Raw genomic sequence first — 22535 nt, forward strand, 5'->3', positions numbered from 1 at the left:
CCAAGGTGGAAACAACCATGAGCATGCAACAGATTGGGCAAGACGGGCTGGACCGCTGGACCCGGGATCTGCGCGCGGTTTGCGGTCACTTCGACACAGAACTGGCCTTCAACCGCTCGCTGTTCATCGGCAGCATCACCACCTTTTCCCGCGGCGGTTTGCCTTTGGCCAACCTGCGCACCAACGCCGGCCTGATCAAACGCCCCAAGGCCCGCGCCGACCACGATGACGACCAGAACTGCTTCCTCGTCAGCCAGCGCAGCGGCTACTGCCAGATCACCCAAAACGGCCAGAGCGTACAACTGGCCCCCGGCGAATTACTCCTGATGGACTCGGTGGGCTCCATCGACATCACCCCGTTCGGGCTGATCGAACACGCGTCCCTGTCCTTGTCCCGCGCGGAGGTGTGTAAACAGCTTGGCAACCAGCCCAAGACCTTCGGCAAAATCTCCTCAAGCAAAGCCTGCGGGCGCATGTTGCACGTGCTGATGGACCAACTGTGCAAAGACGCGCTCAACGGCGAAGGCGCGGTCGGCGAGGGGCAGGCGTTGCAGTCAGCGTTTGTCTCGCTGCTGGGCTCGGCGTTTGAGCAGGAAGATGACGAGCGCGATGACTGCGGCGGGTTGCAGGGCAGCAACCTGCGCAGCTATGTGCAGAAGGTCATTGATGAATCGCTGACCCAGCCAGGGCTGAGCCCGGTGGGATTGGCGAGTCGGCTGAACATCTCGGTGCGGCATTTGTACCGGTTGTTTGAGGAACAGGATGACAGCGTGTGCCGCTATATCCAGCGGGCGCGGTTGAAGCGTAGTGCGGATGATTTGACCAACCCGTTTTTGCGCAGTGAGTCGATTACGTCGATTGCGTATAAGTGGGGGTTTACGGATTCGGCGCACTTTAGTCGGTCGTTCAAGAAGCAGTTTGAAGTGTCGCCGAAGGATTTTCGGGCGGGGCGGTTGCAGCAGGTGGGGTGAGTACGGATGGCGGACCTTTTGTTGATGTACACCGGTTAACTGTGGGAGCTGGCTTGCCTGCGATGGCGATTTGGTAGGCGCTAAAAATCCGGAGGGTACCGAGTAAGCTGAACTTTAAATTGGCCTTTCTTTCGTAGTTCGAAACTTCAGTCAGTACTAGCAGCTTAGTTAAAGTCTTCATATCTTTTGGCGCCTAACGATGCAAGCCAAGCTTTAAAGAACGCAATCTGTTCTTGTGGGTCATTTGTTAGGTTTTCCTCTTCGTAATCAAAAATGTGAACTATGTCATCTGGAAGAGCGGGCTTGCCCATAGTCATTTGATAGGCTACGAGCCCTGCACCCATCTGAGATGCCATTCTGGAAGGCATGACATTTAATTTTGCACCTTTGCATAGAAAGGTTATGTGCGGAAAGTCTGATCTGACTTTTGCGAGGCAAACATATATGTCTTTTCCGGAGTAGATTTTTTTGAAATTTTCCGCCTCGGAAAAAGTCAGAATAATATTTTCATCGTCATACTTTATAAATGCCTCTTTTTTTTGATTGTTAGTCAGGATGTATATTTTTTTAGTTTTCATTCTATTTTCCTGTTCGGATTTGGAATTGAGTAGCCTACGTAGCTTCCATCTTTTTTCATAGGGGTAACGCCTAGTATGTCCTCTGTGTGTATTCTGTGGTGAATGGCAAATTCTTTTTCTTTAGGGAAGGGGGCTTGCATTCCTAATTCTGTATTTAAGTCGTGACCGGCGATGCTTCTTAGAGTGTATAGGTAGCCTGTTTTTGTTTTGTAGCTAGTGGCAAAGTTTATTCCTACGGCTTTTATGGGTGACGTACTAATGAAATTGCTTGGGGGGTCGTCGCTATCAATGGCATGTAAGTATAGGTCTTCACTAGCGCCCTTGCTTTTGAAACCGTCTTTGAACACTACATCCGGCTTGGTTTTATCTCCGCGAAAAAGATACTCCTCGCCTCCATCTGGTGCTGGTTGATTGGGTTCTGCTTTATTAACTGACGCTTCTGCGGAAGGCTCTGCGGCGCCAATAGTTGGCTTGCAGCTGTCCCCTCCCGGACAGGTATTTAATCCCAGCGGGTCAATCCACCCCGTAGGGTTGGGCACGTACTGGTATCCGTTCAGCCCACCCGCCAGTTTCACGGGATCAGGCGTCAGATAGCGTCCAGCGTCCGGATTGTAGTAGCGATGGCGGTTGTAGTGCAGTCCGCTTTCCGGGTCGAAGTATTGACCCTGGAAACGCAACGGGTTGGTGACGGTGTTGACGTCCAGCTTCGCGATTTGGCCGTAGGCGCGGTAGTGCGCGGACCAGACGATTTCGCCGTCGGGGGCGGTGAGTTCTTGTGGGGTGCCGAGGTGGTCGAGTTGGTAGTGGAAGGGTTCTGCTGCTTCCGGGCCGTAGCCTTTCAGCAGCGCTAACGGGCGAAAGCTGTTGGGTTCGTAGATATAGCTTTGGTGATGATCAGCGCTGTGCTCGGCAATCAGGATGTCGCCTTGCCAGAAAAACTCAGTGGTTTGGCCGTTTATCGTTTTGGCGATGCGCCGTCCAAACGGGTCATAGCGATAGCTGGCCTGGCTGCCGTCGGGTTGGGTGACGCTGGTCAGGCGGTGTTGGCAGTCGTAGCGGTATTCGGTGACCAACTGCTGGGCACGGCCCCGACGCTCGCGCAGGAGGTTGCCGAAGGCGTCGTAGTCGTAATGACGGTCGCCTTGCATCAGCAGGCGGTTGCCTTTGATCACACTCGGCCCGACGCGGTCTTGCATCAGCAGGTTGCCCGCCGGGTCGTGGAAGAAGCGTTCCTGCAGGTCTTGCGAGTGGTTGGCGCGGGTCAGGCGGTCGAGTGGGTCGTAGTGGTAGTCGTGCTGGCCTTTGCGGGTATCGAGGATGCGGGTCAGGTTGCCGCGCTGGTCGTAGTCGTATTGGCGGCGCTGATGGCGCTGTTCCTGTTGGGTAATGGCATGGGCATGCAGGCGGCCCTGGTCGTCGTAGTGGTAGTGGCTGAGAAGCTGGCCCTGCTGGCGCTGGTGTTCGCGGCCGGATTTGAACAGGTGTGAGGTGAGTGGGTTGCCATTCAGCTCGATGGTGGCCAGGTCGCCACCTTTGTCGTGATGGAAGGCCAGGCGGTTGTTGTCGGGCAGGCGCAGGTGGTTGAGTTGGCCGCATTCGTCGTAGCGGTAGCGCAGGGTGCCCCAGCCTTGGTGTTCGGCGGTGAGGCGGTTTTGCAGGTCGTATTCGTAGTGCAGCGGCCAATGGCCGTCGTCGACACTGAGGAGATTGCCGAGGCGGTCGTAGGTGTAATCGACAATGCTGCGGTCGGGCAGGGTTTTTCGTACAAGGCGACCGGCGCTGTCTCGCTGATAGCCGGTAACCAGCTGGCTGCCATCGTCGCCGTATTCGGTCTTTTCCAGCAGATGGCCGGCGAGGTCGTAGACATAAGCCGTGCGGCGGCCATCAAAGCCGGTCTCCTGCTGGATCAGGCCGTTGGCGTGATAGTCGAGCCGATAGGTTTCCCCGACCTCGTTTTCAATCTCGGTCAGTAACAACCGGGCATTGTCGTAGCGGTATTTGAGCTGTGTGCCATCGGGGTTGATGCGACGGCTGATCAGGTGCAGGCCGTCGGCATATTCGTAGCGAGTAACCCGCCCCAGTTCGTCGCGCTCGGCGGTGATTTTTCCGTACGGGTTGTAGCTGAATTCGCGAGAGGCACCGCCCGGCTGAATCACCTTCAGCAAACGCCCTACGGCGTCCCACTGATACTGGGTCAGCGCACCGTGCTCATCCTCGCAAGCCACCTGGCGTCCCAGGTCGCCATAGCGAAAACGCCGCACGCCGCCATTGGCCAATTTCTCTTCGGTGAGCTGGCCACGCTCATTCCAGATAAAGCGCTGACTGCTGTTGTCCGGGTGCCAGACGCCGGAGAGTTTTCCGTGTTGGGTGTAGGTGTATTCGGTGTAATTGCCGTCCGGATCAGTCTTGCGGGTGATATCGCCTTGATCGTTACGCTGGTATTTCCAGACCGCCTCACCACGGCGTACGACTCGGACGAAACCGTTGTCATGCTCGTAGGATGTGGGTGCATCGTCCCCGGGAAACAGCGCAATCAACCGACCGGCTTCGTCGTATTGATAGGCCGTTATCGCCCCCAACGGATCCTGCTCGACCGTCAGCCGGCCTTTTTCATCGTAGGATTTGAAGTGCTCGGCACCGTCCGGATCAATCCGTTGGACCAGCCGCGCGCGCTGGTCGTGGACGTAGACTTCCTGGCTGCCATCGGCGTTGTGGACGGTGACAGTGCCGTTGTCATCCCACACATACCGTGTGTTCATCTGGGAAAAACTGGCCCAATGCCGGACGCATCGCGCCGCCTTGCCGGACCGTTCCCACTCCCAGAAGAAACTTGCCCCACCGGCCAGTTGCCGCTCCAGAATCACCTGCTGATCGTCGTACCGATAACGCTCGCTTTCGCCGACAGCGTTGGTCGCTTCAATCAACCGCCACGCTTCGTCGTACCGGTAGGAAACAACGTTCTGCTCGGTAACCCAGTCCAGCTCCCGCTGCACCTGATAGTCGACGGCAACGATATGTCCACGGTCATACCGCAGCAGCAATCCCTGGCCGACGCCGTTATCAATCCGCTGAATCCGTCCGGAATAATCGCGGGAAATGCGCAGCCGGCTGTCATACGCATCGCTGATCGACGTCAGCACACCGTCGCGGAAGTGATAGAAAAGGGAGGTTTGAGCCAGTACCAATTCATCAGGCAAAGCGCCCAGATAAATCGCGGCTTCCGCCAGGCTATTGGTGATGGCTGGCCGCGTAGCAGAGGGCAGGGGAAACGTAGTGCTGCGGTTTTCGTGATCGGTCCAGATCACCGACTCGCCGCTAACAACCAACCGCTGAGCCAGCGAATGACTCCAGCCAAACCCCAACCCGCAATCCACTTCCACCGCACTGCTGCGATACAACCGCGTCCAGGCAAAGGGCAACACCCCATCCAACGAGCCGTCGGTGAGGGTCAGCAGTTCCTCACCGGTGACCATCGACACCGGGCAGCCATTGGTTGCGGTCTTGTCTGCGGGAGCGGCCGCATCGCCGCCAGGGTTCTTGGCAGAGGCGGGCACATCATCCACAAGCTCCTGCTTCACCAGCGCCGTGCGCGCCGTCTTCGGCTCCCGCACCAGAGCCGCCGGATTCGAAACCTGATCTGGACCCACCTTCAACGGCACCGCCGCCGCCTTGACCGGCACCGCATGACGCTGAAGCGCTACCGGCTTAAGCACCTCGGCATGCCCATCCATCCGGGCCGTGCCGCCCAGCGTGGCCATCTGTTCCAGCCATTCCCGTGCCCGCTCTGACTTGACCTTTCCCAGCACCTGCGCCCCCAAGCGCACCGCCACACCCATCCCGCCGGTGGCCCACAGCAACAACAGGTTGAGCAGCACCTCGGTGGTGATTTCCCCCAGCAACTCAAACAGGTAATGCGGCGGCAGCATGCGCATCCAACTGACCATCGCGGACAGGTAGATAAACAGCAGCGGTTCATCGCTCAGAATCAGCAACCCTTTGGCAATTGCCTCATGACTGAGCTTCAGCAGCGCCGCAAGCTCGGCCTGGGAGAGGTACTGCAGGAGCTTTTCGCTGTTGGGCTTTATGTCTGCCAACCATTGGTACAGTTGCGCAATACCGTCCCAGAGACCGTAAAGCACGTTGCCAAACCCTTGCGCATAGGACATTTGCAGCGAGGTGTACCGATCGACATAACCGGCCTTGGCATAGCTCTCCCATATCGGCTTGAACGTGCTCGTCCACTCGCCGCGCAGGCGACCTTCCAGCGAGCTGATCTCGGACTGATAGGAGGTATACAGCGCCTTGATGTGGTCCCTGGACACGTCGGGATAAAAGCTGATCCGGTACTGCCGGTCGACGGTGCACTCGGTGACTTCAAGGATGCCGCTGGGGCCGATGGTTTTATGGAGGGGGGCGCCGAGCGGGCCACCGTCTTGCGCGATTTCCTGGAGCATGACCGGCGTATTGCCGATGGGCACGAACCGTGTGCTCTGGAACATGTGCACCAGGGTCAACGGTGAGTTGGCCTTGCAGGTCGCGACGGTGCTGCTCGGGTAAAGAGAACGGGTGATGGGCGCGACCAGCGACACCTCATCGCCGACCTTGAACACCTGCTCGACATCCAGTGCCGAAAAGCTCCAGAAGCTCTCGGCCCACGCGTCGTAGGTGTTCAGGCAGTGTGTGAAGTCGTTGAGAACCGCATTGACGTCGCGCGTCTTCGGGTCCATCGCCGCCACGACGAAAAAGCCAATGGCGGGAATCAAGAGGCAGCCCCATCGGGCAGAGCAGTAATCGAAAAAAACATCGGCGTTCCCTCGCGCTGTGTGATCAGGCGAGGGACTTTGCAGCGGTTCTCAAGGCGGGGGAGTAGAGGTTATCTGGCCGTTCAGTAGGACGTTTCGTTAAACCTCCGGCAAGGTCGAACCGCCATCCACCACCAAGGTCTGCCCGGTGATATAGCCCGCCAGGTCCGACGCCAGAAACAGCATCGCCCCGGCGATATCTGCCGGCGCACCCAGCCGTCCCAGCGGCACCCGGCTGGCGATCTGTGCGTTCACCTGGTCATCCCCCAGATTGCCCATGGCCGGCGTGGCGATCATGCCGGGCTCCACGCCATTGACCCGCACATTCAGCCCGGCCAGTTCCAGCGCGGCATTGCGGATGAACCCGTTGACCCCGGCCTTCGACGCCGCATAGTGACTCAACCCCGCAAATGCGACCCTCGGCCCGGTGACTGAAGACGTGACCAGCACGCAGCCCCGGCCCTGGCGACGAAACATCGGCAGCGCCGCCTGGGTCAGCCAGAACAGCGCCGATAAATTCACCGCCAGGGTGCGCTCGAGTATCGCGGGGGTGATGTCGGCAAAGGGCGTCAGCGGAAAATACCCGGCGTTGTGCACCAGAATGTCCAGCCGGCCCCACCCTTGCTCCAACCCCTCAATCAGTCTGAATACCGCTTCGGCCTCCGCCAGATCCACGGCCACCGCTTCCACCTGACAGCCGCGCCCGCACAGCTCAACTGCCAGCGCTTCGGCCAGTTGCAGGTCGGCGATCATCACTCGCGCACCTCGCAGGGCAAACGCCTCGACGATGGCCCGCCCAATGCCTTGGGCGCCGCCGGTTACCAGGACGCTGCGACCGCTGAAATCCAGGTCTTCATCCATGACTCGCCTCCATATGCGCATACGCCAGCGTCGGCACATCGACGATGCTTGAACCGCCATCCGCCACGAGCGTTGCCCCGGTAATGATCGACGCCTCGCTGGAGGCCAGGAAGCGGCACACCCTGGCGATTTCCTCGGCGCTGGCCGGGCGGCGCAAGGGTACGTCGGCGCATACCCGGTCATAGGCGTGTTGCAGCGTCTCGCCATGAAAGTCCATCAACGGCTGCATCTCCTCATCCGCCATCGGCGTGCGCACCCAGCCCGGGCACACGGCGTTCACCCGCACGCCACGCGGGCCGTAATCCCGGGCCAGTGAGCGATTGAGCCCGAGCAAGGCATGCTTGGCCGTGGTGTAGCCGCACACTTCAGGCCCGGCGGCCAGGGAGGCAATCGAACCCATCAGCACAATATTCCCGGCACTTTCCAGCAGCAGCGGCAAACACGCCCGGGCACTGTAGAAGGCACTGTCGAGGTTGCTGCGCAGCGCCGCTTCCCAGGTCTGCGGGCTGGTGTCGGTGGCGCTGCCAACGCCATGCCCGCCCGCGCAGGCCAGCAGCACATCGATCCGCCCATAGCGTTGGCGAATCTGCGTGACGAAACCCTCCCACGTCTGCGGGCAGGCCGCATCCCCCACCAGCACGAGGCCGCCGGTGTCCCGGGCAACCTGCTCCAGCGGTTCGCGACGACGGCCGATCAGTACCAATTGCGCACCGTCGGCGGCGTACAGCCGGGCGCAGGCGGCACCGATGCCCGTGCCGGCACCGGTAATCACAACGGTGCGCGGCTCAGTCATCAGGATGCTCCGTGCGGTTGAGCACCTGGCAGTAGGAGCTGATGGGAAAGTTCGACAATTCATCGAAAGAGGCGTCGGCATAACCAAAGATCTTGCCGTCGCTGCGGTGCTGCTGCAGGTCGATCAGCACCAGGCCGAGGGTGGGGATGATTTTTTCGCGCCACACGAACAGGTACAGCTGGTCGGAGATCTTGTAGTAATCGCAGCGGTCGGTGTCGCACAGGCCTTGCTCCACACCCTTGAGGCATTGCCAGGCGTAGAACTGGTGGTTGAGGTAGATGTGCTCGTAGACCTCGCTCGGGCTGTAGCGGTACTGGTTGCGCAGGCCGGTGAGTTCGGTGGTAGGGGCGTGTGGGCATTGGCCGGCTTGCCAGGGGCGGTCGAGGCTGCCGTGGAGGAACTCCACTTCCACCGAGGTCAGCGGCTTGCCGGCGAGGGCGCGGCTGTAGAGGCCTTCGCGGGTTTGTTCCTGGGTGGGCATGCGCCCGAGCACGGCGGTGAACGAGGCGCTGGCGGTGTCGAGCACCAGGCTGACCGACCAGGCTTGCGCGCCTTCGCGCTTGATGAAGTCCACCAGGTACAGGCCGGGACGCACCGAGGTCGCGCGGTAGGTTGCGCTGCCGCTGGAGTGGCCGTCGGCCGCGACCCAGGCGAGGCTGTCGCGCTCGAAACGGTGCTCGATCTGCCAGCCATTGGCGAAGTACAGCGTGAAGGTCTTGCCGCTCAGGTCGGCCAGGTTCGGCAGGATAAAGGCCTCGGGGGCGAAGCCGTCGGCCAGGGCGCCCACGGTGATCCAGTCAGAAGGGGTGGTCATTGCGATGCTCCGGTTGGGTGGGTGAACACCACGGATCATCGCGCCCGGCAGCAGGCCCGACCATCAACCGGATGGTTGAGGCCGGCTACAGAAACAGGCTGCCCACCAGCTCCGTACGGCTGCTGACGCCGGTCTTGCGAAACAGGTTGATCAGGTGGGTCTTGATGGTCGGCAGGCCGACTTCAAGCTCCCGGGCCAGCTGTTTGTTGCTGGCGCCGTGGCGGAGTAAAAGGGCGATCTGGCGCTCCTTGGGTGTCAGCCCCGCCAGTGCATCCTCAGCGGGCTGCATGTTGGCGACGGCCAGTTGCAGCAAGGTTTGCAGGGCATTCAGTTGGGTCAGTTGCTCGCCGGTGAACGTGCCCTGGTCGGCGGTGCGCAGCAGCGAGATCGCCGCCTGGGGCTGGCCGTCGCGCTGGGCGAAAATCTCCACCACATCGACCACGCCGTATCGCCGCAGAAAATCCCCATACCGTCGGGTATCCCGCGCGGGCTGGCGGGCCATGGCAAGGCCCAGCGGCACCACTGCGAGTCCACTGGACAAGCAGTTGCGCGGTTGAAGTGGATCGAACTGGCGGTAGTTGTCGAGGTAGTCGCGGTGCATCTCGCCGCTCATGCCGTGCAGCTGGAAATCCCGCGCTTGCAGGTGGCGGTCGACACAATAGAACGCGGCCTGGCTGACCGGAATCAATCGGGTAAAAGCCTGTAGGCACTGGCCGGCGACTTCGTGGGCGGGGAGGGTGTGCATGGGGGCACCTGCGCCAAAGGGCTGCCGACGGGTGCCGGCAGCCGGGGCTGTCACACCACGGCGAAGTAGTGTTTGACGAAACTTTCGCTGACCACTTCCCACAGTACGGGCGTGCCCTTGGTCACGAACCAGCTGTCACCGGCCTTGTAGCGGGTGCTCTGGCCGGTGGACTCGTCGGTGAGTACCACCTCGCCGGTGACCACGGTGGCCTGTTCGGCAAACGGGTAGACCATGCGGAACTTGCCCTGGGTGGTGCCGAAATAGGCGCTGCTGACCGCGTCGGTCGGGGCGCCGAAGGTCATTTTTCCGAAGGCCCGGACTTCACCTTCGAGGATGGTTGAGCCGAGGTCGGCGACGGTGCCCCAGGCGTCGAGTTCCGACAGCTGGATGTCTTTCTTGAGGGTGACGAGGGTCATGGCAGTTGCTCCTGATGAGAAAAAATTAGCGGCGGCCGTTCCAGTAACCGGAAAGCTGGTGCCAGGACTTGCCGGCGGTGAGCAGCAGCGGGCGGATCGTGTCTTTGCCGATGATGGTCGGGCGATGGATCGAGCTGACCAGGTCATACCGCGCCGAGCCTTCGCTCATGCCCTCGGCCAGCACCTTGCAGATGATGTGGCTCGGGGTCACGCCGAAGCCTGAATAGCCCTGCACATAAAACGCGTCGCTGCGCCCGGGCAGGGTGCCGATCTGCGGGAACAGGTTCGGGCTGCAGGCCATCGGGCCGCCCCAGGCCAGGTCGATTTTCACGTCCTTGAGGTACGGGAAAATCTTGAGCATCAAGTTGCGGTTCCAGGCTTTCAAATCGCCGGGAATGTGCTCCACCAAAGGCGTGGCGGCACCGAACAGCAGGCGGTTTTCGTTGGTGACACGGTAGTAGTCGATCACCGGGCGAATGTCGCTGTAGGCCCCGCGAATCGGGCTGATGCGGTTGATCAGCTCTTCAGGCAATGGCTCGGTCATCATCTGGAACGCATAGGTGTTGATGGTCGACCGGTGCAGTTCCGGTTCCAGCTTGTTGAGGAAACTGTCGCAGGCCCACAGCAGTTTGCTGGCCTTGACCGAACCGCGCCCGGTGCGCACGGTGATGCGTTCGCCGTAGCTGACTTCCAGCGCCGGGCTGTTCTCGAAAATCCGCACGCCGTAGCCGGCCAGGGCCTTGGCTTCGCCCAATAGCAGGTTCAACGAGTGCACATGCCCGCCGCCCATGTGCAGCAGGGCGCTGCTGTAGGCGTCGGAGCCGATGATCTGCTTCACGTCGGAGCCGCCGAGGAAGCGGATTTCATGTTGGGTGTTGATGGACTTGAAGTCTTTTTCCCAGGCGCGCAGGGTCTTTTCCTGGCGGGCGTTGAAGCCCATGTAGCCGTAGCCGTGGCAGAAGTCGGCATCGATGTCGTACTTGGCGATGCGGTTCTTGATGATGTCGGCGCCCAGGTCGCTGATCTCGAAGATCTGGCGCAGGCCGTCTTCACCCACGTCTTTCTTGATCTTTTCCAGGTCGTGACCGATGCCGGCCATGATCTGCCCACCGTTGCGCCCGGTGCCGCCAAAACCCAGGTAACGCGCTTCCAGCACGACGATGTTGGTGATGCCTTTTTCGGCGAGTTCCAGGGCGGTGTTGATCCCGGAAAAGCCGCCCCCGATGATCACCACGTCGGCTTCCACGTCCTGTTCCAGGGTCGGGAAGCTGAGGTTGTATTTTTTGGTCGCCGTGTAATAGGTCGGCGTTTCGATATTGATCATTGCGCTGCCTGACAGTGAAGAGCTAATGAGTGTATTAAGGGCGCTGGCACGCTGGATGTCTTGATTCTGTGTGCCGCGGGTTTTGATCCTGCGCGCCAGAGCCCTCGCCGGCTTCACAAGTTATAGCGTGAGGCGGGGAGGAGAGTGTTAGAGTTTCGTTAAAACATTAACTAAATCTATCGTGACCCTGAGCCTATGTTGAAACCCAGACAATCCCTGACCTTGACCCTGTTGCAGGCCCGCGAAGCGGCCATGAGTTTTTTTCGGCCTTCGCTGAATGAGCATGGGCTGACCGAGCAGCAATGGCGGGTTATCCGAATTCTCAGCCAGCATGACGAGCTGGAGATTTACCAATTGGCCGAACTGGCGTGCATTCTCAAACCGAGCATGACCGGCGTGCTGGTGCGCATGGAGGCGGCGGGGATGGTGCACCGGCGCAAGGCCGAGCAGGATCAGCGGCGGGTGCTGGTGACGCTGGCGGAGAAGGGCAAGGCCAGTTTCGAGTCGATGAGCCAGTGCATGGAAGAGAATTACCAGCGCTTGCAGGGGCAGTTTGGGGAGGAGAAGTTGCAGGTGTTGCTGGGGTTGCTGGATGAGTTGAAGACCATCAAGCGTTGAATCACGGTAGATGAGTAACAGGTGATCAAAATGTGGGAGCTGGCTTGCCTGCGATGCAGGCGCCTCGATCCTTCAGGTACACCGAGGTGATGCTATCGCAGGCAAGCCAGCTCCCACAGGTGATCTCTGTTGTTTGACGGGGTTAGTACACGCCCCCGGTAATGGCCGGTACTGCGGTGTCTTTGAACTTCGCAGCCAGCCCCTGCAACCCGCGCATCAACACCGTCGTATCCACACCCACCGCCACAAACGCCGCCCCCAGTTCGATATACCGCCGCGCCAGTTTTTCATCTGCACTCAAGATCCCTGCCGCCTTGCCGGCTTTTTGAATCCGGACGATGGCGTCTTCAATCGCCGCCTGCACCTCGGGATGCCCGGGATTGCCCCGATGCCCCATGGCCGCACTCAAATCCGCCGGCCCGATAAATACCCCGTCGACGCCTTCAACCGCCGCAATGGCGTCCAGATTCGCCAGGCCTTCACGGTTCTCGATCTGCACCAGCAGGCACATCTGCGCATCGGCCTCGTCCAGGTAACCGGGAATGCTGTTCCAGCGCGACGCCCGCGCCAGCGCACTGCCCACGCCGCGTATGCCCTGGGGCGGATAACGCATCGCCCGCACCAGCTGCCGGGCCTGTTCAGCCGTCTCCACCATCGGCACCAACAGCGTCTGCACACCAATATCCAGCACCTGCTTGATCAACGCGGTATCGCCGATCACCGGGCGAATCACCGGCTGGCTGTCGTATGGCGCTACGGCCTGCAACTGGCCGAGCATGCCGCGCAGGTCATTCGGTGCGTGCTCGCCGTCGATCAGCAGCCAGTCGAACCCGGCATTCGCCGCCAGCTCGGCGCAGTAGGCGTCGGCCAGGCCGAGCCACAGGCCGATCTGGGTTTCGCCACGTTGCAGGCGCTGCTTGAAGCGGTTGATGGGCATGTCCATGAACAGTCCTCCAGGGTCAGACAAAGCGGCAGGAGATGGAGCCCAGCATGTCGTAGTCGACATGGAAGGTGTCACCCGGATTCGCCGCCACCGGGCGGGTAAAAGAGCCGCCGAGGATGATCTGGCCAGGTTGCAAGGTGACGTCGTAGGGCGCCAGTTTGTTCGCCAGCCAGGCCACGCCCTTCGCCGGGTGGTTGAGCACGGCGGCCGACACCCCGGACTCCTCGATCACCCCGTTGCGGTACAACACGGCGGGCACCTTGCGCAGGTCGATCTCGGTCGGGCGCACGGCGCGGCCGCCCATCACCACGCCGGCGTTGGCGGCGTTGTCGGAAATGGTGTCGAACACCTTGCGGGTGGCGTTGGTGTGCGGGTCGATCTGCTGGATGCGGGCGTCGATGATTTCCAGCGCCGGGATCACCCATTCAGTGGCATCGAGCACGTCGAAAATCGTGCAGTTCGGGCCCTTCAGCGGCTTGCCGAGGATGAACGCCAGTTCCACTTCCACCCGTGGGACGATGAAGCGCTCGAACGGAATGTCGGTGCCTTCATCGAAGAACATGTCATCGAGCAGCGCGCCGTAATCCGGCTCGGTGATGTTCGACGACACCTGCATGGCCCGGGAGGTCAGGCCGATCTTGTGCCCGACCAGCTTGCGCCCGTCCTTGATTTTCTGTGCCACCCAGGCGCGCTGGATGGCATAGGCGTCGTCGATAGTGATGTTGGGGTGGTCCAGGGAAAACTGGCGCACCTGCTCACGGGAGCGCTCGGCCTGGTCGAGGCGGGCGGCGGCTTGCTGGATTTGGGCTTGATCAAGCATGACAAACTCTCTACTGGGGATTGACGATGGCCGCATGGGTGCGCAGCACCAGCAGGCCGCCGAGGGCGATAAGCAGCGCCAGCACATACAGGGCCAGGCTCGCGCTTTGGGTGGTGTCGCGCATCCAGCCGATCAGGTACGGCGCGAGGAACGACGCGATGCTGCCGAACGAGCTGATCAGCGCGATACCGGCCGCCTGGGTGCTGTTGGACAGGAACGCCGGTGGCAGTTGCCAGAACATCGGCAGCGCGGCACTGGCGCCCATACCGGCCAGGATCAGGCCGCCGAGCACCAGGGTCGGGTTGGTGGGCGAAAGCCCGGCGACGGCGATACCGATGGCCGACATCAACAGCGGTACGCACAGGTGCCAGCGGCGCTCGCGGTTGCGGTCCGATGAGCGCCCGCAGCCGATCATGAAGAAGCACCCGGCCAGATACGGTACGGCACTCAGCAGGCCCACCTGGCTGTCGCGGCCGATGCCGGCGCCGTGGATCAGGGTGGGCATCCAGAACGCCAGGGTGTTCACCGCCAGCATCACCGCGAAGTACACCGCCACCAGCAGCCACACCTGCGGGTCACGCAGGATGCCGCCAAAGGAGGTGATGGATTTGCGTTGTTCTTCAGTGCTCAGTTGCTCGCGCAGTTGTTGCTTTTGCGCGGGCGCCAGCCACTTCACGGTTTCGAAGCTGTCGGGCAGGTATTTCAGGACGACCAAGCCGAGCAGTACCACCGGCGCGCCTTCGATCAGGAACATCCACTGCCAGCCGCGCAGCCCGCCGAAATCATGGAAGTTCTCCAGGATTGCACCGGACAACGGGCCGCCGACCACACCGGCCATGGGCACCGCAATCGCAAACAGCGCGGTGACTTGGGCCCGGCGTCGGGCCGGGTACCAGCGGTTGAGAAACACCAGGATCCCCGGGAAGAACCCGGCCTCGGCCACCCCCAGCAAAAAGCGCAGCACGTAGAAACCGGTGGAGCTTTCGATCCACAGCATGCTGGTGGACAGCACGCCCCAGACCACCATCAGGCAGGCGATCCAGCGCCGTGGGCCGACCCGGTCCAGGGCCATGTTGCTCGGCACGCCGAACAGCGCGTAGGCGATGAAAAACAGGCCGGCCCCGAGGCCGTACACCGTGTCGCTGAAGTGCAGGTCGGTACTCATCTGCATCTTGGCGAAGCCGATGTTGATCCGGTCCAGGTGGGCAAACAGGTAACAGATCAGCAGCAACGGCATCAGTCGCCAGGTGACGATGCTGTGGGTGCGCTGATGTTCGATCAGGGTGGTGCTGTCGGCGGTATTGGCTGTGCTCATGATGTTGTTCTTTTTGGTTTGAGTGCCATGGGCGGAAAGCGGGCTGTGCTCAGCCCGCCTGGTTCTTCAGGAATGCGTGCACGTTGTTCTGCTTGAAATTCAGCTCGGGGTGCAGCTCGATCATCTCGAACGACAGCGCCAGCAGCCGTTGGGACTGCAGCTCGGCGAAGTGCTCGGTGATGACCTTGAACAGGTTTTCGGCGACACTCTTGCGGGTTTCCAGGTCCCGTCCGTGGCCGACCTTGAGGGTCATGTGGACAAAGGCGTAGTCATGCTTGCCGTCGGCCATGCGCCAGGTGTCCAGGCGCACCCCGCGACTGCGAATGCCTCCCAGGGGAAACACGCCGCTGGCCCCCAGCACGGCGTGAACCTGTTCGAACAGGGCCGGCAGGTTGGCTTGCTGTTCGAGGTTGTCGGTGTATTCGACGATGAAGTGCGGCATGTGCGTCTCCTCTCAGGGTGAGGTGCAGCGAGTTTCTTGTGGGCGCTGGCTTGCCTGCGATGGCATCAACTCGGTGAGACAGTTACACCGAGGTGCCTGCATCGCAGGCAAGCCAGCTCCCACATTGATCCTCACCAAGGCTCATAATGGGAAAACGGCATTGATCTGCCCGGTGCCCGAGCTGCCGAATGGCGGGGTGATGATCTCGGCCGGCTGGTTGTAGTCCGGCCCGCCCAGCAGTCCCAGGAGCATCGCGGTGTCGTGCATCTTGCCTTCGCCGAAGCAGTGCTCGGCGTAGTCCGGCAGCATCGCGCAGAACTCCTTGAAGCGGCCTTGCTTCCACATTTCCACCACGTGCAGGTCCATCTGCTTGTCGAATTCACGGGTCCAGTTGTGGATGTTGGCTTCGGCTTCGCGGTCGTCCGAGAAGCGGTGGGAGAGGGAGCCCGAAGCCAGTACCAGGACTTTGCGGTCGCTCTTCTCGATGGCCCGGCGCACGGCGGCACCAAACGCGAAGCTGTCTTCCAGGCGGTGCCAGGCGCACCACGCGGCAATCGAAATCACGTCGAACTTCTGCGCGTCCGGTACGCCCATGTGCATGTAGCGCATCGGTACCAGGGTGCCGTATTCCAGTTCCAGGCTCGGGATGTTGTGGGCCATGGTGCGCACGCCGGCCAGGTTGGCCTCGGCGGCGATCAACTCGCCCAGTTCCGGGCAGCCCGGGTATTCGTACTCCATGTTCTTGATGAAGTGCGGCAGTTCGTTGCTGGTGTAGGTGCCCTTGAAGTGCTCGCCGCAGTTGACGTGATACCCGCTGTTGACCAGCCAGTGCACGTCGAACACCACGGCGGTGTCGGCCCCCAGTTCACGGGCGCGCCGCCCGATTTCCTTGTGCCCGGCGATGGCTGCTTCACGGCAACCGTGGTGCTTGCCGGGCAGTTCCGACAGGTACATCGAGGGAACGTGGCAGATCTTTGCTGCCAGGACGACTTCGCCCATGATGATTCTCCTGAATAATTGTTTTTGTCTTGGAAGCGTGTTGTCAAAGATCAAATGTGGGAGCTGTCGAGCCCCGGCGAGGCTGCGATGGGATCACCGCGCTGTCTCCGGCAGACCGCAGTGCTTGCATCGCAGCCTCGCCAAAGCTCGACAGCTCCCACAGGGATCACTCAAACACCCCAGCGCGGGATGTGGTGACTGCCCATGGAAATGCACACGTTCTTGATCTCGGCGAACACTTCGAAGCTGTACTGGCCGCCTTCACGGCCGGTGCCGGAACCTTTTACCCCACCGAACGGCTGGCGCAAGTCCCGCACGTTCTGGCTGTTGATGAACACCATGCCGGCTTCGATGCCATAAGCCAGACGATGCGCCTTGCCGATGTCCTGGGTCCAGATGTACGACGCCAGGCCGTACTCGGTGTCGTTGGCCAGTTGCAGCGCCTCGGCTTCGTCCTTGAACGGGATCAGGCACACCACCGGGCCAAAGATCTCTTCCTGGGCGATGCGCATCTTGTTGTTCACATCGGCAAATACCGTCGGCTGGATAAACTGCCCGCGGCTCAAGTGCGCCGGCAGGTTGGCCGGGCGCTCCAGGCCGCCGGCCAGCAGGGTGGCGCCTTCTTCGAGGCCAATCCTGATGTAGCCGGTGACCTTGTCATAGTGGGCCTGGGTGATCATCGAGCCGACCTGGGTTTTCGGGTCTTGCGGGTCGCCAACGATCAGGCGCTTGGCGCGGGCCGCAAACTCGGCGACGAACTGCGGGTAGACGCTCTCCTGGATGAAGATCCGGCTGCCGGCGGTGCAGCGTTCGCCGTTCAGCGAGAAGATGGTGAACAATGCCGCGTCGAGGGCGCGCTCCAGATCGGCATCTTCAAAGATCAGCACCGGTGACTTGCCGCCCAGTTCCATGGAGTACTTTTTCAGGCCGGCGGTCTGCATGATTTTCTTGCCGGTGGCGGTGCCGCCGGTGAAGGAAATCGCCCGCACGTCCGGGTGGCGCACCAGTGCATCACCGGCCGTGGCGCCGTAGCCCTGGATCACGTTCAGCACGCCCTTGGGAATGCCGGCCTCGACCGCCAGGCGCCCCAGTTCATTGGCCGTCAGCGGCGACAGCTCGGACATTTTCAAAACGGCGGTATTACCCAGCGCCAGGCACGGCGCGGTCTTCCAGGTGGCCGTCATGAACGGCACGTTCCACGGCGACACCAACGCGCACACACCCACCGGCTGGTACAGGGTGTAGTTGAGCATCTGGTCGTCCACCGGGTAGCTGTGGCCGTCCATGCGGGTGCAGACTTCGGCGAAGAAATCGAAGTTGTGGGACGCCCGGGGAATCAACACGTTTTTGGTCTGGTGGATCGGCAGGCCGGTGTCGAGGGTTTCCAGTTCGGCCAGGTGCGGCACGTTCTGTTCGATCAGTTCACCGAGCTTGCGCATCAGGCGGGCACGTTCCTTGGCCGGTGTTCCCGCCCATTTCGGAAAGGCTTCCTTGGCCGCCGCTACCGCCTGCGCCACTTCTTCGGCACCGCCGCTGGCGACTTCACCGATGGCTTCGCCGGTGGCCGGGTTGTAGTTGATGAAGGTGTCTTTGCTTTCGACCTCACGGCCGTTGATCCAGTGTTTGATCATGCTGCTCATGCCTCTTGACCGGCGGCAAAAAAGTCCGCCTCGCTGACAATTCGATTGACCAGGCGACCAACGCCTTCCACTTCCACGACCACTTCATCCCCCGGCACCACATCGGCCAGGCCTTCGGGCGTGCCGGTGGCGATCATGTCGCCGGGTTGCAGGGTCATGAAGCTGGACAGGTATTCGATCAAATACGGGATGTCGAAAATCATGTCTTTCGTGCTGCCTTCCTGGCGCAGTTCACCGTTGATCCAGGTGCGCAGCTTCAGGTTGCTCGGGTCCGGCACGTCGGCGACATCCACGATCCACGGGCCTACCGGTGTGGTGGCGTCACGGTTTTTTACCCGCAGGTTGGGGCGGTAGTAGTTTTCCAGGTAGTCGCGGATCGCGTAGTCGTTGCACACCGTGTAGCCGGCCAGATACTCCAGGGCGTTCTCGCGTTTGACGTTGCGCGCCGGCTTGCCGATGACCGCTACCAGCTCGCACTCGTAGTGCATGTAGGCGACGTTGTCCGGGCGCCAGGTCACCTGGTTGTGGCCGGTGTAGGTGCCGGGGGACTTGATGAAGGCCAGCGGTTCGGTGGGCGGCTTGAAGGCCAGTTCGGCGGCGTGGTCGGCGTAGTTCAGGCCGAGGGCGAACATGCTGCCGGTGGCCGGTGGCAGCCACTCGACCTGGTCTTCGGCCAGCAGGCGACCGTCGGCCAGGCGCACGGCGTTTTCAGCTTCGACCAGAACCTGGTGGGCTTCACCTTCAAAGCGAATACGGGCGTGTTTCATGACAGCTCCTCTGCCTTGATGTGGTTGACCAGGCGGCCCAGGCCGCTGATCTCGACTTCAACCGTGTCGCCGGGTTGCACATCCACCCGGCCTTCGGGCGTGCCGGTGATCAGCACATCGCCCTCGTGCAGGGTCATGAATTCGCTGATCTCGGCGATCAACTGCGGGATGCTGCGCACGAAATTGGCGGTGGAGTTTTGCTGGCGCAGTTCACCGTTGACGAACAGCTTCACGCTCAATTGGTGCGGGTTGGCGACCTGGTCACGGGCCATCAACTCCGGGCCCACTGCGCAGAAACCGTCCCGGCATTTGGCCTTCACCGCCGGGCGGTAGTAGCTGTCTTCCGGCAGGCTGAACTCGTTGACGATGGTGTAGCCCGCCACATGTTCCAGGGCGTTTTCGACGCTGACCCGGCTGGCGCTCTTGCCAATCACCACCCCGAGGGCCGGGCCTGGTTGCAGTCGTTCACCCTGAGGGTGCAGCACCACGCCGTCGTGGTGGTTGCGGGTGTTGGGCGTCTTGATGAACAGCACCGGCTTGACCGGTGGTTTCTGGTAAGGCGCTTGTTCGAATTCGGCGAGACGTTGGTTCAGCAACCCCTGGTAGTTCAGCGCAACGCCGAACAGGGTGCCGTTCGCAACATCGTGCAGGGCACGGCTCATGCTTTTCTCCTGGCAGTGGCGGGGCAGATTGGGGTCTGCTTCGCGGGATATTCGTTAACCTGTTAACGTTATAATTAAGATGTTAACTATCGTCAAGCGTGGCAATATTTCAGGGCAGTCAAAACAACAAAGAGAATCCAGTGATGAGCGATCGTCAGCCGATCCCCAACATCAACATCGGGCAGGTCTACGACCAGCGTTACAGCGATGCCGAGGTGCACTACGACAGGCTCGGCAACCTGGCGGGATTTTTTGGTCGCAACATGCCGGTGCACCGCCACGACCGGTTTTTCCAGGTGCATTACGTCAAGACGGGCGCAGTGCGGGTCTATCTGGATGACCAGCAGTACCTTGAATCCGGGCCGATGTTTTTCCTCACACCGCCGACGGTGGCACATTCCTTCGTCACCGAAGCCGATGCCGACGGCCATGTGCTGACGGTGCGCCAGCAACTGGTGTGGGCCTTGATCGACGCCGACCCCAGTCTGGCCCCCGGTGCGCAGTTGCCGGCCGCCTGTGTGGCGCTGGCGCGACTGGCACCGGAGTTTCATCCCGAGGTGCGCCGCCTGGAGTTCCTCTTCGACGAGCTGTGCAGCGAGATCAACGCCCAGGCCTGCGGGCGTGGTTCGGCGCTGGATAGCCTGACGCGCCTGATCATGATCAGCCTGCTGCGCCTCTGCGCCAATTCCCTGGAAGCCCGTCCGGCCCGCCATGAAGACCTGCGGATCTTCCATCGCTTCAACGAACTGATCGAAGACCACTACCTGCAGCACTGGCCGCTGTCGCGCTACGCCGCCGGTGTGGGCGTCACCGAGGCGCGCCTCAACGAGGTGTGCCGGCGGATTGCCGACCTGCCGTCGAAACGCCTGATCCTTGAACGGCTGATGCAGGAAGCCCGGCGCCTGCTGCTGTTTACCGGCAGTTCGGCGAATGAAATCTGCTACCAGTTGGGCTTCAAGGACCCGGCGTATTTCAGCCGGTTCTTCCAGCGCTACGCGCAGATGACGCCGGGGGAATACCGCCAACGTCAGTCGGGGTTGCGTTGAGGCGCCCAGCGTTACCACAGGGCCACGGTGTAGCCGATGATCACCCGGCTTTCGTCGATGTCGCTGGTCAGGCCGTTGCTTGAGCGCAGGGTGGCGTTGCGCAGCCGTACGTTGACGTTCTTCAGCGGGCCGCTTTGCACGGTGTAGACCAGGTCGGTGTCACGCTCCCATTCCCGGCCGTTGCGCACCGTGGCGGTTTGCGCGTGGCTGCCGTCGACGTAGCGGGTCATGAAGGTCAGGCCCGGCAGGCCGAGGGCGGCGAAGTTGTAGTCGTAGCGCGCCTGCCACGCATCGGTGTTGGCCTTGGTGAAGATATTGATGGTCACCAGGTTGACCGAATACGGGTCTTGGCCCGGGAAGGCGAAGTCGCCGTCGCCGGAAAGGTTCTGGAAGCCCAGGCCGAATTTGTGCGCGCCCACCGACAGGCTGAACATGCCGTTGAAAAACCGGTTGTCGATCCGCCCGCCGTCCACGCGGGTAGGGCTGCGCAGCAGGGTGCTGCCTTGCTCGCGAGTATCGAAGTAGCGCAGGTCGGTGCGCAGGTTCACGCCCTCGGCCAGCGGCAGGTCATGCACCAGGCCGATAAAGTTCTGGCGGTAGATGTCCTGCATCTGCGCGTAGTAATAGGTCGCCGCCAGGTGCGGGTTGATCGCGTAGGTGCCGCCGGCCAGGTCCAGGTGGCTGCTGTTGACGCCGCCGTAGCTCATGGACTCGTTGTTGGAGGAGTCCCGCAGGTTTTGTTTTTCCAGGCGGCCGACGTTCAACGTCAGGCCGTCGATGTCCTGGGAGGTCACCAGCTCGCCGTTGTAGGTCGACGGCAGCAGCCGGGTGTCGTTGTAGGCAGCCACTGGCAATATCGGTTGCAGGGTGCCGAGCTTGAGCACGGTTTTCGACAGGCGCAACTTGGCGGTCAGGCCGAGTTCGCTGTAGCTGTCGGCCGGCTCGCCGCTGGCGCCGGATGGCAGCAGCCCGGTGCCCCGGCGGTCGCGGCTGGAGTCGAGCTTCAGGCCCATTTCACCCAGGGCGTCCACGCCAAAACCGACCACGCCTTCGGTGTAGCCCGACTCCAGGCGCAGCACAAACCCCTGGGCCCACTCATCGGCCTTGTTCTGCGGCGCGTTGGTCTGGCGAAAGTCGCGGTTCATGTAGAAATTGCGCAGGTCCAGGCTGGCTTTGCTGTCCTGGATAAAGTCGGCGTGGGCGACCAGAGGGGTAAACGCGGCGCACAGACCAGCGCTTGCCGCCGTGCGAAAGAGGCACGAATGCATGAGGGGCGTTCCTTTTGTTGTTTTTGTTGGTAGAGCCCGCCACCGGGGCAGGGGCGGGCATATTGTTAACATGTTATCTTTAAGCTGAATAGCTGGATTAACAGGTTTTTATGAATTCGTTTCGAAATTAACGACTTGCTGCGTGCCCCGGGTTGCACGCACGTGACACCGACTCTAAGCTTCGACGCTTCGACCTCTACTGCGCGTGAACCATGCCCACCCCCAGACCGTCCCTTACGCTCACCTTGCTCCAGGCCCGCGAAGCGACCATGGCGTTCTTCCGGCCTTTGCTCAATGAACATGACCTGACTGAACAGCAGTGGCGGGTGATCCGCATCCTGCGCCAGCAGGGCGAACTGGAAAGCCACCAACTGGCGCACCTCGCGTGCATCCTCAAGCCCAGCATGACCGGCGTGCTGGGGCGGCTGGAGCGTGACGGCATCGTACGCCGGCGCAAATCCGCCGAAGACCAGCGCCGGGTGTTCGTCGCCCTGACCGAGCAGGGTCAGCAGTGTTTTGTCGACATGAGCGCCGGGATGGAAAGCAACTACCAGAAGATTCAGGAACAGTTCGGCGAGGAATCCCTGGAGCAATTGATGGAGCTGCTGCAAAAGCTGAAGGGCATCAAACCGTAATTTCAAAAAATATTGGCTGAAGCCTGTCCCCTTTTTTCACCTGGCTGGTCATTCCAGGTAAGTGAACAAAATCGAG

At 61.3% G+C, this 22535-nt stretch carries 21 protein-coding genes; 4 read left to right on the forward strand and 17 right to left on the reverse strand.

Features of this window, described 5'->3' with window-relative positions:
- Window positions 1-17: 17 nt before the first annotated feature.
- Window positions 18-971: a transcriptional regulator FeaR gene (gene feaR / locus JFV30_RS07800; RefSeq protein ID WP_201122869.1), complete on the forward strand. Its 954-nt coding sequence runs from the start codon at window positions 18-20 to the stop codon at window positions 969-971.
- Between the two features lie 164 nt (window positions 972-1135).
- On the opposite strand, the gene JFV30_RS07805 is transcribed toward feaR, so the two are convergent.
- The 8 genes from JFV30_RS07805 to JFV30_RS07840 form a co-directional block, all read right to left on the reverse strand.
- Window positions 1136-1549, reverse strand: a complete 414-nt coding sequence (locus JFV30_RS07805) for a hypothetical protein (protein WP_201122871.1) — start codon at window positions 1547-1549, stop codon at window positions 1136-1138.
- Window positions 1546-6276 (reverse strand): RHS repeat-associated core domain-containing protein, encoded by a 4731-nt coding sequence (locus tag JFV30_RS07810; RefSeq protein WP_242487143.1) that lies wholly within the window; start codon window positions 6274-6276, stop codon window positions 1546-1548. The genes JFV30_RS07805 and JFV30_RS07810 overlap by 4 nt, the downstream gene beginning before the upstream one ends.
- 174 nt (window positions 6277-6450) lie before the next feature.
- Window positions 6451-7212 carry an SDR family oxidoreductase gene (locus tag JFV30_RS07815; protein WP_201122875.1) on the reverse strand — a complete coding sequence of 254 codons (762 nt, stop codon included), beginning with the start codon at window positions 7210-7212 and terminating at the stop codon, window positions 6451-6453.
- On the reverse strand, window positions 7205-8005 hold the full coding sequence (locus JFV30_RS07820) for an SDR family NAD(P)-dependent oxidoreductase (RefSeq protein ID WP_201122877.1): 801 nt from the start codon (window positions 8003-8005) through the stop codon (window positions 7205-7207). The genes JFV30_RS07815 and JFV30_RS07820 overlap by 8 nt, the downstream gene beginning before the upstream one ends.
- Window positions 7998-8819 (reverse strand): molybdenum cofactor biosynthesis F family protein, encoded by an 822-nt coding sequence (locus JFV30_RS07825; protein WP_201122880.1) that lies wholly within the window; start codon window positions 8817-8819, stop codon window positions 7998-8000. Before JFV30_RS07825 ends, JFV30_RS07820 begins: the two co-directional genes overlap by 8 nt.
- 85 nt (window positions 8820-8904) lie before the next feature.
- Window positions 8905-9564, reverse strand: a complete 660-nt coding sequence (locus JFV30_RS07830; RefSeq protein WP_201122882.1) for a helix-turn-helix transcriptional regulator — start codon at window positions 9562-9564, stop codon at window positions 8905-8907.
- Between the two features lie 50 nt (window positions 9565-9614).
- Complete coding sequence (locus tag JFV30_RS07835; RefSeq protein WP_201122884.1) at window positions 9615-9980, reverse strand: cupin domain-containing protein; 366 nt, start codon at window positions 9978-9980, stop codon at window positions 9615-9617.
- A gap of 25 nt (window positions 9981-10005) precedes the next feature.
- Window positions 10006-11304 (reverse strand): NAD(P)/FAD-dependent oxidoreductase, encoded by a 1299-nt coding sequence (locus JFV30_RS07840; protein ID WP_201122886.1) that lies wholly within the window; start codon window positions 11302-11304, stop codon window positions 10006-10008.
- Window positions 11305-11499: 195 nt separating this feature from the next.
- On the opposite strand from JFV30_RS07840, the gene hpaR (JFV30_RS07845) reads away from it, so the two are divergent.
- A complete protein-coding gene (gene hpaR, locus JFV30_RS07845; RefSeq protein WP_010175444.1) occupies window positions 11500-11922 on the forward strand; it encodes a homoprotocatechuate degradation operon regulator HpaR in 423 nt (140 codons plus the stop codon).
- Window positions 11923-12064: 142 nt separating this feature from the next.
- On the opposite strand, the gene hpaI is transcribed toward hpaR (JFV30_RS07845), so the two are convergent.
- From hpaI to JFV30_RS07885, 8 genes are all read right to left on the reverse strand, one after another.
- Complete coding sequence (gene hpaI, locus JFV30_RS07850; RefSeq protein WP_201122888.1) at window positions 12065-12865, reverse strand: 4-hydroxy-2-oxoheptanedioate aldolase; 801 nt, start codon at window positions 12863-12865, stop codon at window positions 12065-12067.
- 16 nt (window positions 12866-12881) lie between these two features.
- Window positions 12882-13685 (reverse strand): 2-oxo-hept-4-ene-1,7-dioate hydratase, encoded by an 804-nt coding sequence (gene hpaH / locus JFV30_RS07855; protein ID WP_201122899.1) that lies wholly within the window; start codon window positions 13683-13685, stop codon window positions 12882-12884.
- A 10-nt stretch (window positions 13686-13695) separates the two neighbouring features.
- The gene (locus tag JFV30_RS07860; RefSeq protein WP_169387704.1) at window positions 13696-15000 is read right to left on the reverse strand and encodes an MFS transporter; all 1305 of its coding nucleotides are present in this window, start codon (window positions 14998-15000) and stop codon (window positions 13696-13698) included.
- Between the two features lie 49 nt (window positions 15001-15049).
- On the reverse strand, window positions 15050-15442 hold the full coding sequence (locus JFV30_RS07865) for a 5-carboxymethyl-2-hydroxymuconate Delta-isomerase (RefSeq protein ID WP_201122901.1): 393 nt from the start codon (window positions 15440-15442) through the stop codon (window positions 15050-15052).
- 141 nt (window positions 15443-15583) lie between these two features.
- Window positions 15584-16441 carry a 3,4-dihydroxyphenylacetate 2,3-dioxygenase gene (hpaD, locus tag JFV30_RS07870; RefSeq protein ID WP_169387705.1) on the reverse strand — a complete coding sequence of 286 codons (858 nt, stop codon included), beginning with the start codon at window positions 16439-16441 and terminating at the stop codon, window positions 15584-15586.
- Between the two features lie 170 nt (window positions 16442-16611).
- Window positions 16612-18072 carry a 5-carboxymethyl-2-hydroxymuconate semialdehyde dehydrogenase gene (gene hpaE / locus JFV30_RS07875; RefSeq protein ID WP_201126147.1) on the reverse strand — a complete coding sequence of 487 codons (1461 nt, stop codon included), beginning with the start codon at window positions 18070-18072 and terminating at the stop codon, window positions 16612-16614.
- A 5-nt stretch (window positions 18073-18077) separates the two neighbouring features.
- Entirely contained in the window at window positions 18078-18848 is a 771-nt protein-coding gene (locus JFV30_RS07880) for a fumarylacetoacetate hydrolase family protein (RefSeq protein ID WP_010175437.1), read from the reverse strand.
- Entirely contained in the window at window positions 18845-19510 is a 666-nt protein-coding gene (locus JFV30_RS07885; protein WP_169387706.1) for a fumarylacetoacetate hydrolase family protein, read from the reverse strand. The genes JFV30_RS07880 and JFV30_RS07885 overlap by 4 nt, the downstream gene beginning before the upstream one ends.
- A gap of 143 nt (window positions 19511-19653) precedes the next feature.
- On the opposite strand from JFV30_RS07885, the gene hpaA reads away from it, so the two are divergent.
- The gene (gene hpaA, locus JFV30_RS07890; protein ID WP_201122903.1) at window positions 19654-20556 is read left to right on the forward strand and encodes a 4-hydroxyphenylacetate catabolism regulatory protein HpaA; all 903 of its coding nucleotides are present in this window, start codon (window positions 19654-19656) and stop codon (window positions 20554-20556) included.
- A gap of 11 nt (window positions 20557-20567) precedes the next feature.
- Here hpaA and JFV30_RS07895 read toward each other — a convergent pair whose 3' ends face one another.
- A complete protein-coding gene (locus JFV30_RS07895; RefSeq protein WP_201122905.1) occupies window positions 20568-21824 on the reverse strand; it encodes an OprD family porin in 1257 nt (418 codons plus the stop codon).
- Between the two features lie 212 nt (window positions 21825-22036).
- On the opposite strand from JFV30_RS07895, the gene hpaR (JFV30_RS07900) reads away from it, so the two are divergent.
- On the forward strand, window positions 22037-22459 hold the full coding sequence (gene hpaR, locus JFV30_RS07900; protein ID WP_010175430.1) for a homoprotocatechuate degradation operon regulator HpaR: 423 nt from the start codon (window positions 22037-22039) through the stop codon (window positions 22457-22459).
- The last annotated feature ends 76 nt before the right edge of the window (window positions 22460-22535 follow it).

Origin of the sequence: Pseudomonas sp. TH32 (assembly GCF_016650855.1) — a bacterium.
Classification (GTDB): domain Bacteria; phylum Pseudomonadota; class Gammaproteobacteria; order Pseudomonadales; family Pseudomonadaceae; genus Aquipseudomonas.

Excerpts from the sequence above, each read along its gene's own strand:
- JFV30_RS07820 (WP_201122877.1), bottom strand. The coding sequence starts at position 8,005 with ATGACTGAGCCGCGCACCGTTGTGATTACCGGTGCCGGCACGGGCATC.
- JFV30_RS07805 (WP_201122871.1), bottom strand. The coding sequence starts at position 1,549 with ATGAAAACTAAAAAAATATACATCCTGACTAACAATCAAAAAAAAGAG.
- JFV30_RS07815 (WP_201122875.1), bottom strand. The coding sequence starts at position 7,212 with ATGGATGAAGACCTGGATTTCAGCGGTCGCAGCGTCCTGGTAACCGGC.
- JFV30_RS07840 (WP_201122886.1), bottom strand. The coding sequence starts at position 11,304 with ATGATCAATATCGAAACGCCGACCTATTACACGGCGACCAAAAAATAC.
- hpaI (WP_201122888.1), bottom strand. The coding sequence starts at position 12,865 with ATGGACATGCCCATCAACCGCTTCAAGCAGCGCCTGCAACGTGGCGAA.
- JFV30_RS07885 (WP_169387706.1), bottom strand. The coding sequence starts at position 19,510 with ATGAGCCGTGCCCTGCACGATGTTGCGAACGGCACCCTGTTCGGCGTT.
- feaR (WP_201122869.1), top strand. The coding sequence starts at position 18 with ATGAGCATGCAACAGATTGGGCAAGACGGGCTGGACCGCTGGACCCGG.
- hpaH (WP_201122899.1), bottom strand. The coding sequence starts at position 13,685 with ATGCTTGATCAAGCCCAAATCCAGCAAGCCGCCGCCCGCCTCGACCAG.
- hpaD (WP_169387705.1), bottom strand. The coding sequence starts at position 16,441 with ATGGGCGAAGTCGTCCTGGCAGCAAAGATCTGCCACGTTCCCTCGATG.
- JFV30_RS07860 (WP_169387704.1), bottom strand. The coding sequence starts at position 15,000 with ATGAGCACAGCCAATACCGCCGACAGCACCACCCTGATCGAACATCAG.
- JFV30_RS07830 (WP_201122882.1), bottom strand. The coding sequence starts at position 9,564 with ATGCACACCCTCCCCGCCCACGAAGTCGCCGGCCAGTGCCTACAGGCT.
- hpaR (WP_010175430.1), top strand. The coding sequence starts at position 22,037 with ATGCCCACCCCCAGACCGTCCCTTACGCTCACCTTGCTCCAGGCCCGC.
- hpaR (WP_010175444.1), top strand. The coding sequence starts at position 11,500 with ATGTTGAAACCCAGACAATCCCTGACCTTGACCCTGTTGCAGGCCCGC.
- hpaA (WP_201122903.1), top strand. The coding sequence starts at position 19,654 with ATGAGCGATCGTCAGCCGATCCCCAACATCAACATCGGGCAGGTCTAC.
- JFV30_RS07825 (WP_201122880.1), bottom strand. The coding sequence starts at position 8,819 with ATGACCACCCCTTCTGACTGGATCACCGTGGGCGCCCTGGCCGACGGC.
- JFV30_RS07835 (WP_201122884.1), bottom strand. The coding sequence starts at position 9,980 with ATGACCCTCGTCACCCTCAAGAAAGACATCCAGCTGTCGGAACTCGAC.
- JFV30_RS07865 (WP_201122901.1), bottom strand. The coding sequence starts at position 15,442 with ATGCCGCACTTCATCGTCGAATACACCGACAACCTCGAACAGCAAGCC.
- JFV30_RS07810 (WP_242487143.1), bottom strand. The coding sequence starts at position 6,276 with ATGGACCCGAAGACGCGCGACGTCAATGCGGTTCTCAACGACTTCACA.
- JFV30_RS07880 (WP_010175437.1), bottom strand. The coding sequence starts at position 18,848 with ATGAAACACGCCCGTATTCGCTTTGAAGGTGAAGCCCACCAGGTTCTG.
- hpaE (WP_201126147.1), bottom strand. The coding sequence starts at position 18,072 with ATGATCAAACACTGGATCAACGGCCGTGAGGTCGAAAGCAAAGACACC.
- JFV30_RS07895 (WP_201122905.1), bottom strand. The coding sequence starts at position 21,824 with ATGCATTCGTGCCTCTTTCGCACGGCGGCAAGCGCTGGTCTGTGCGCC.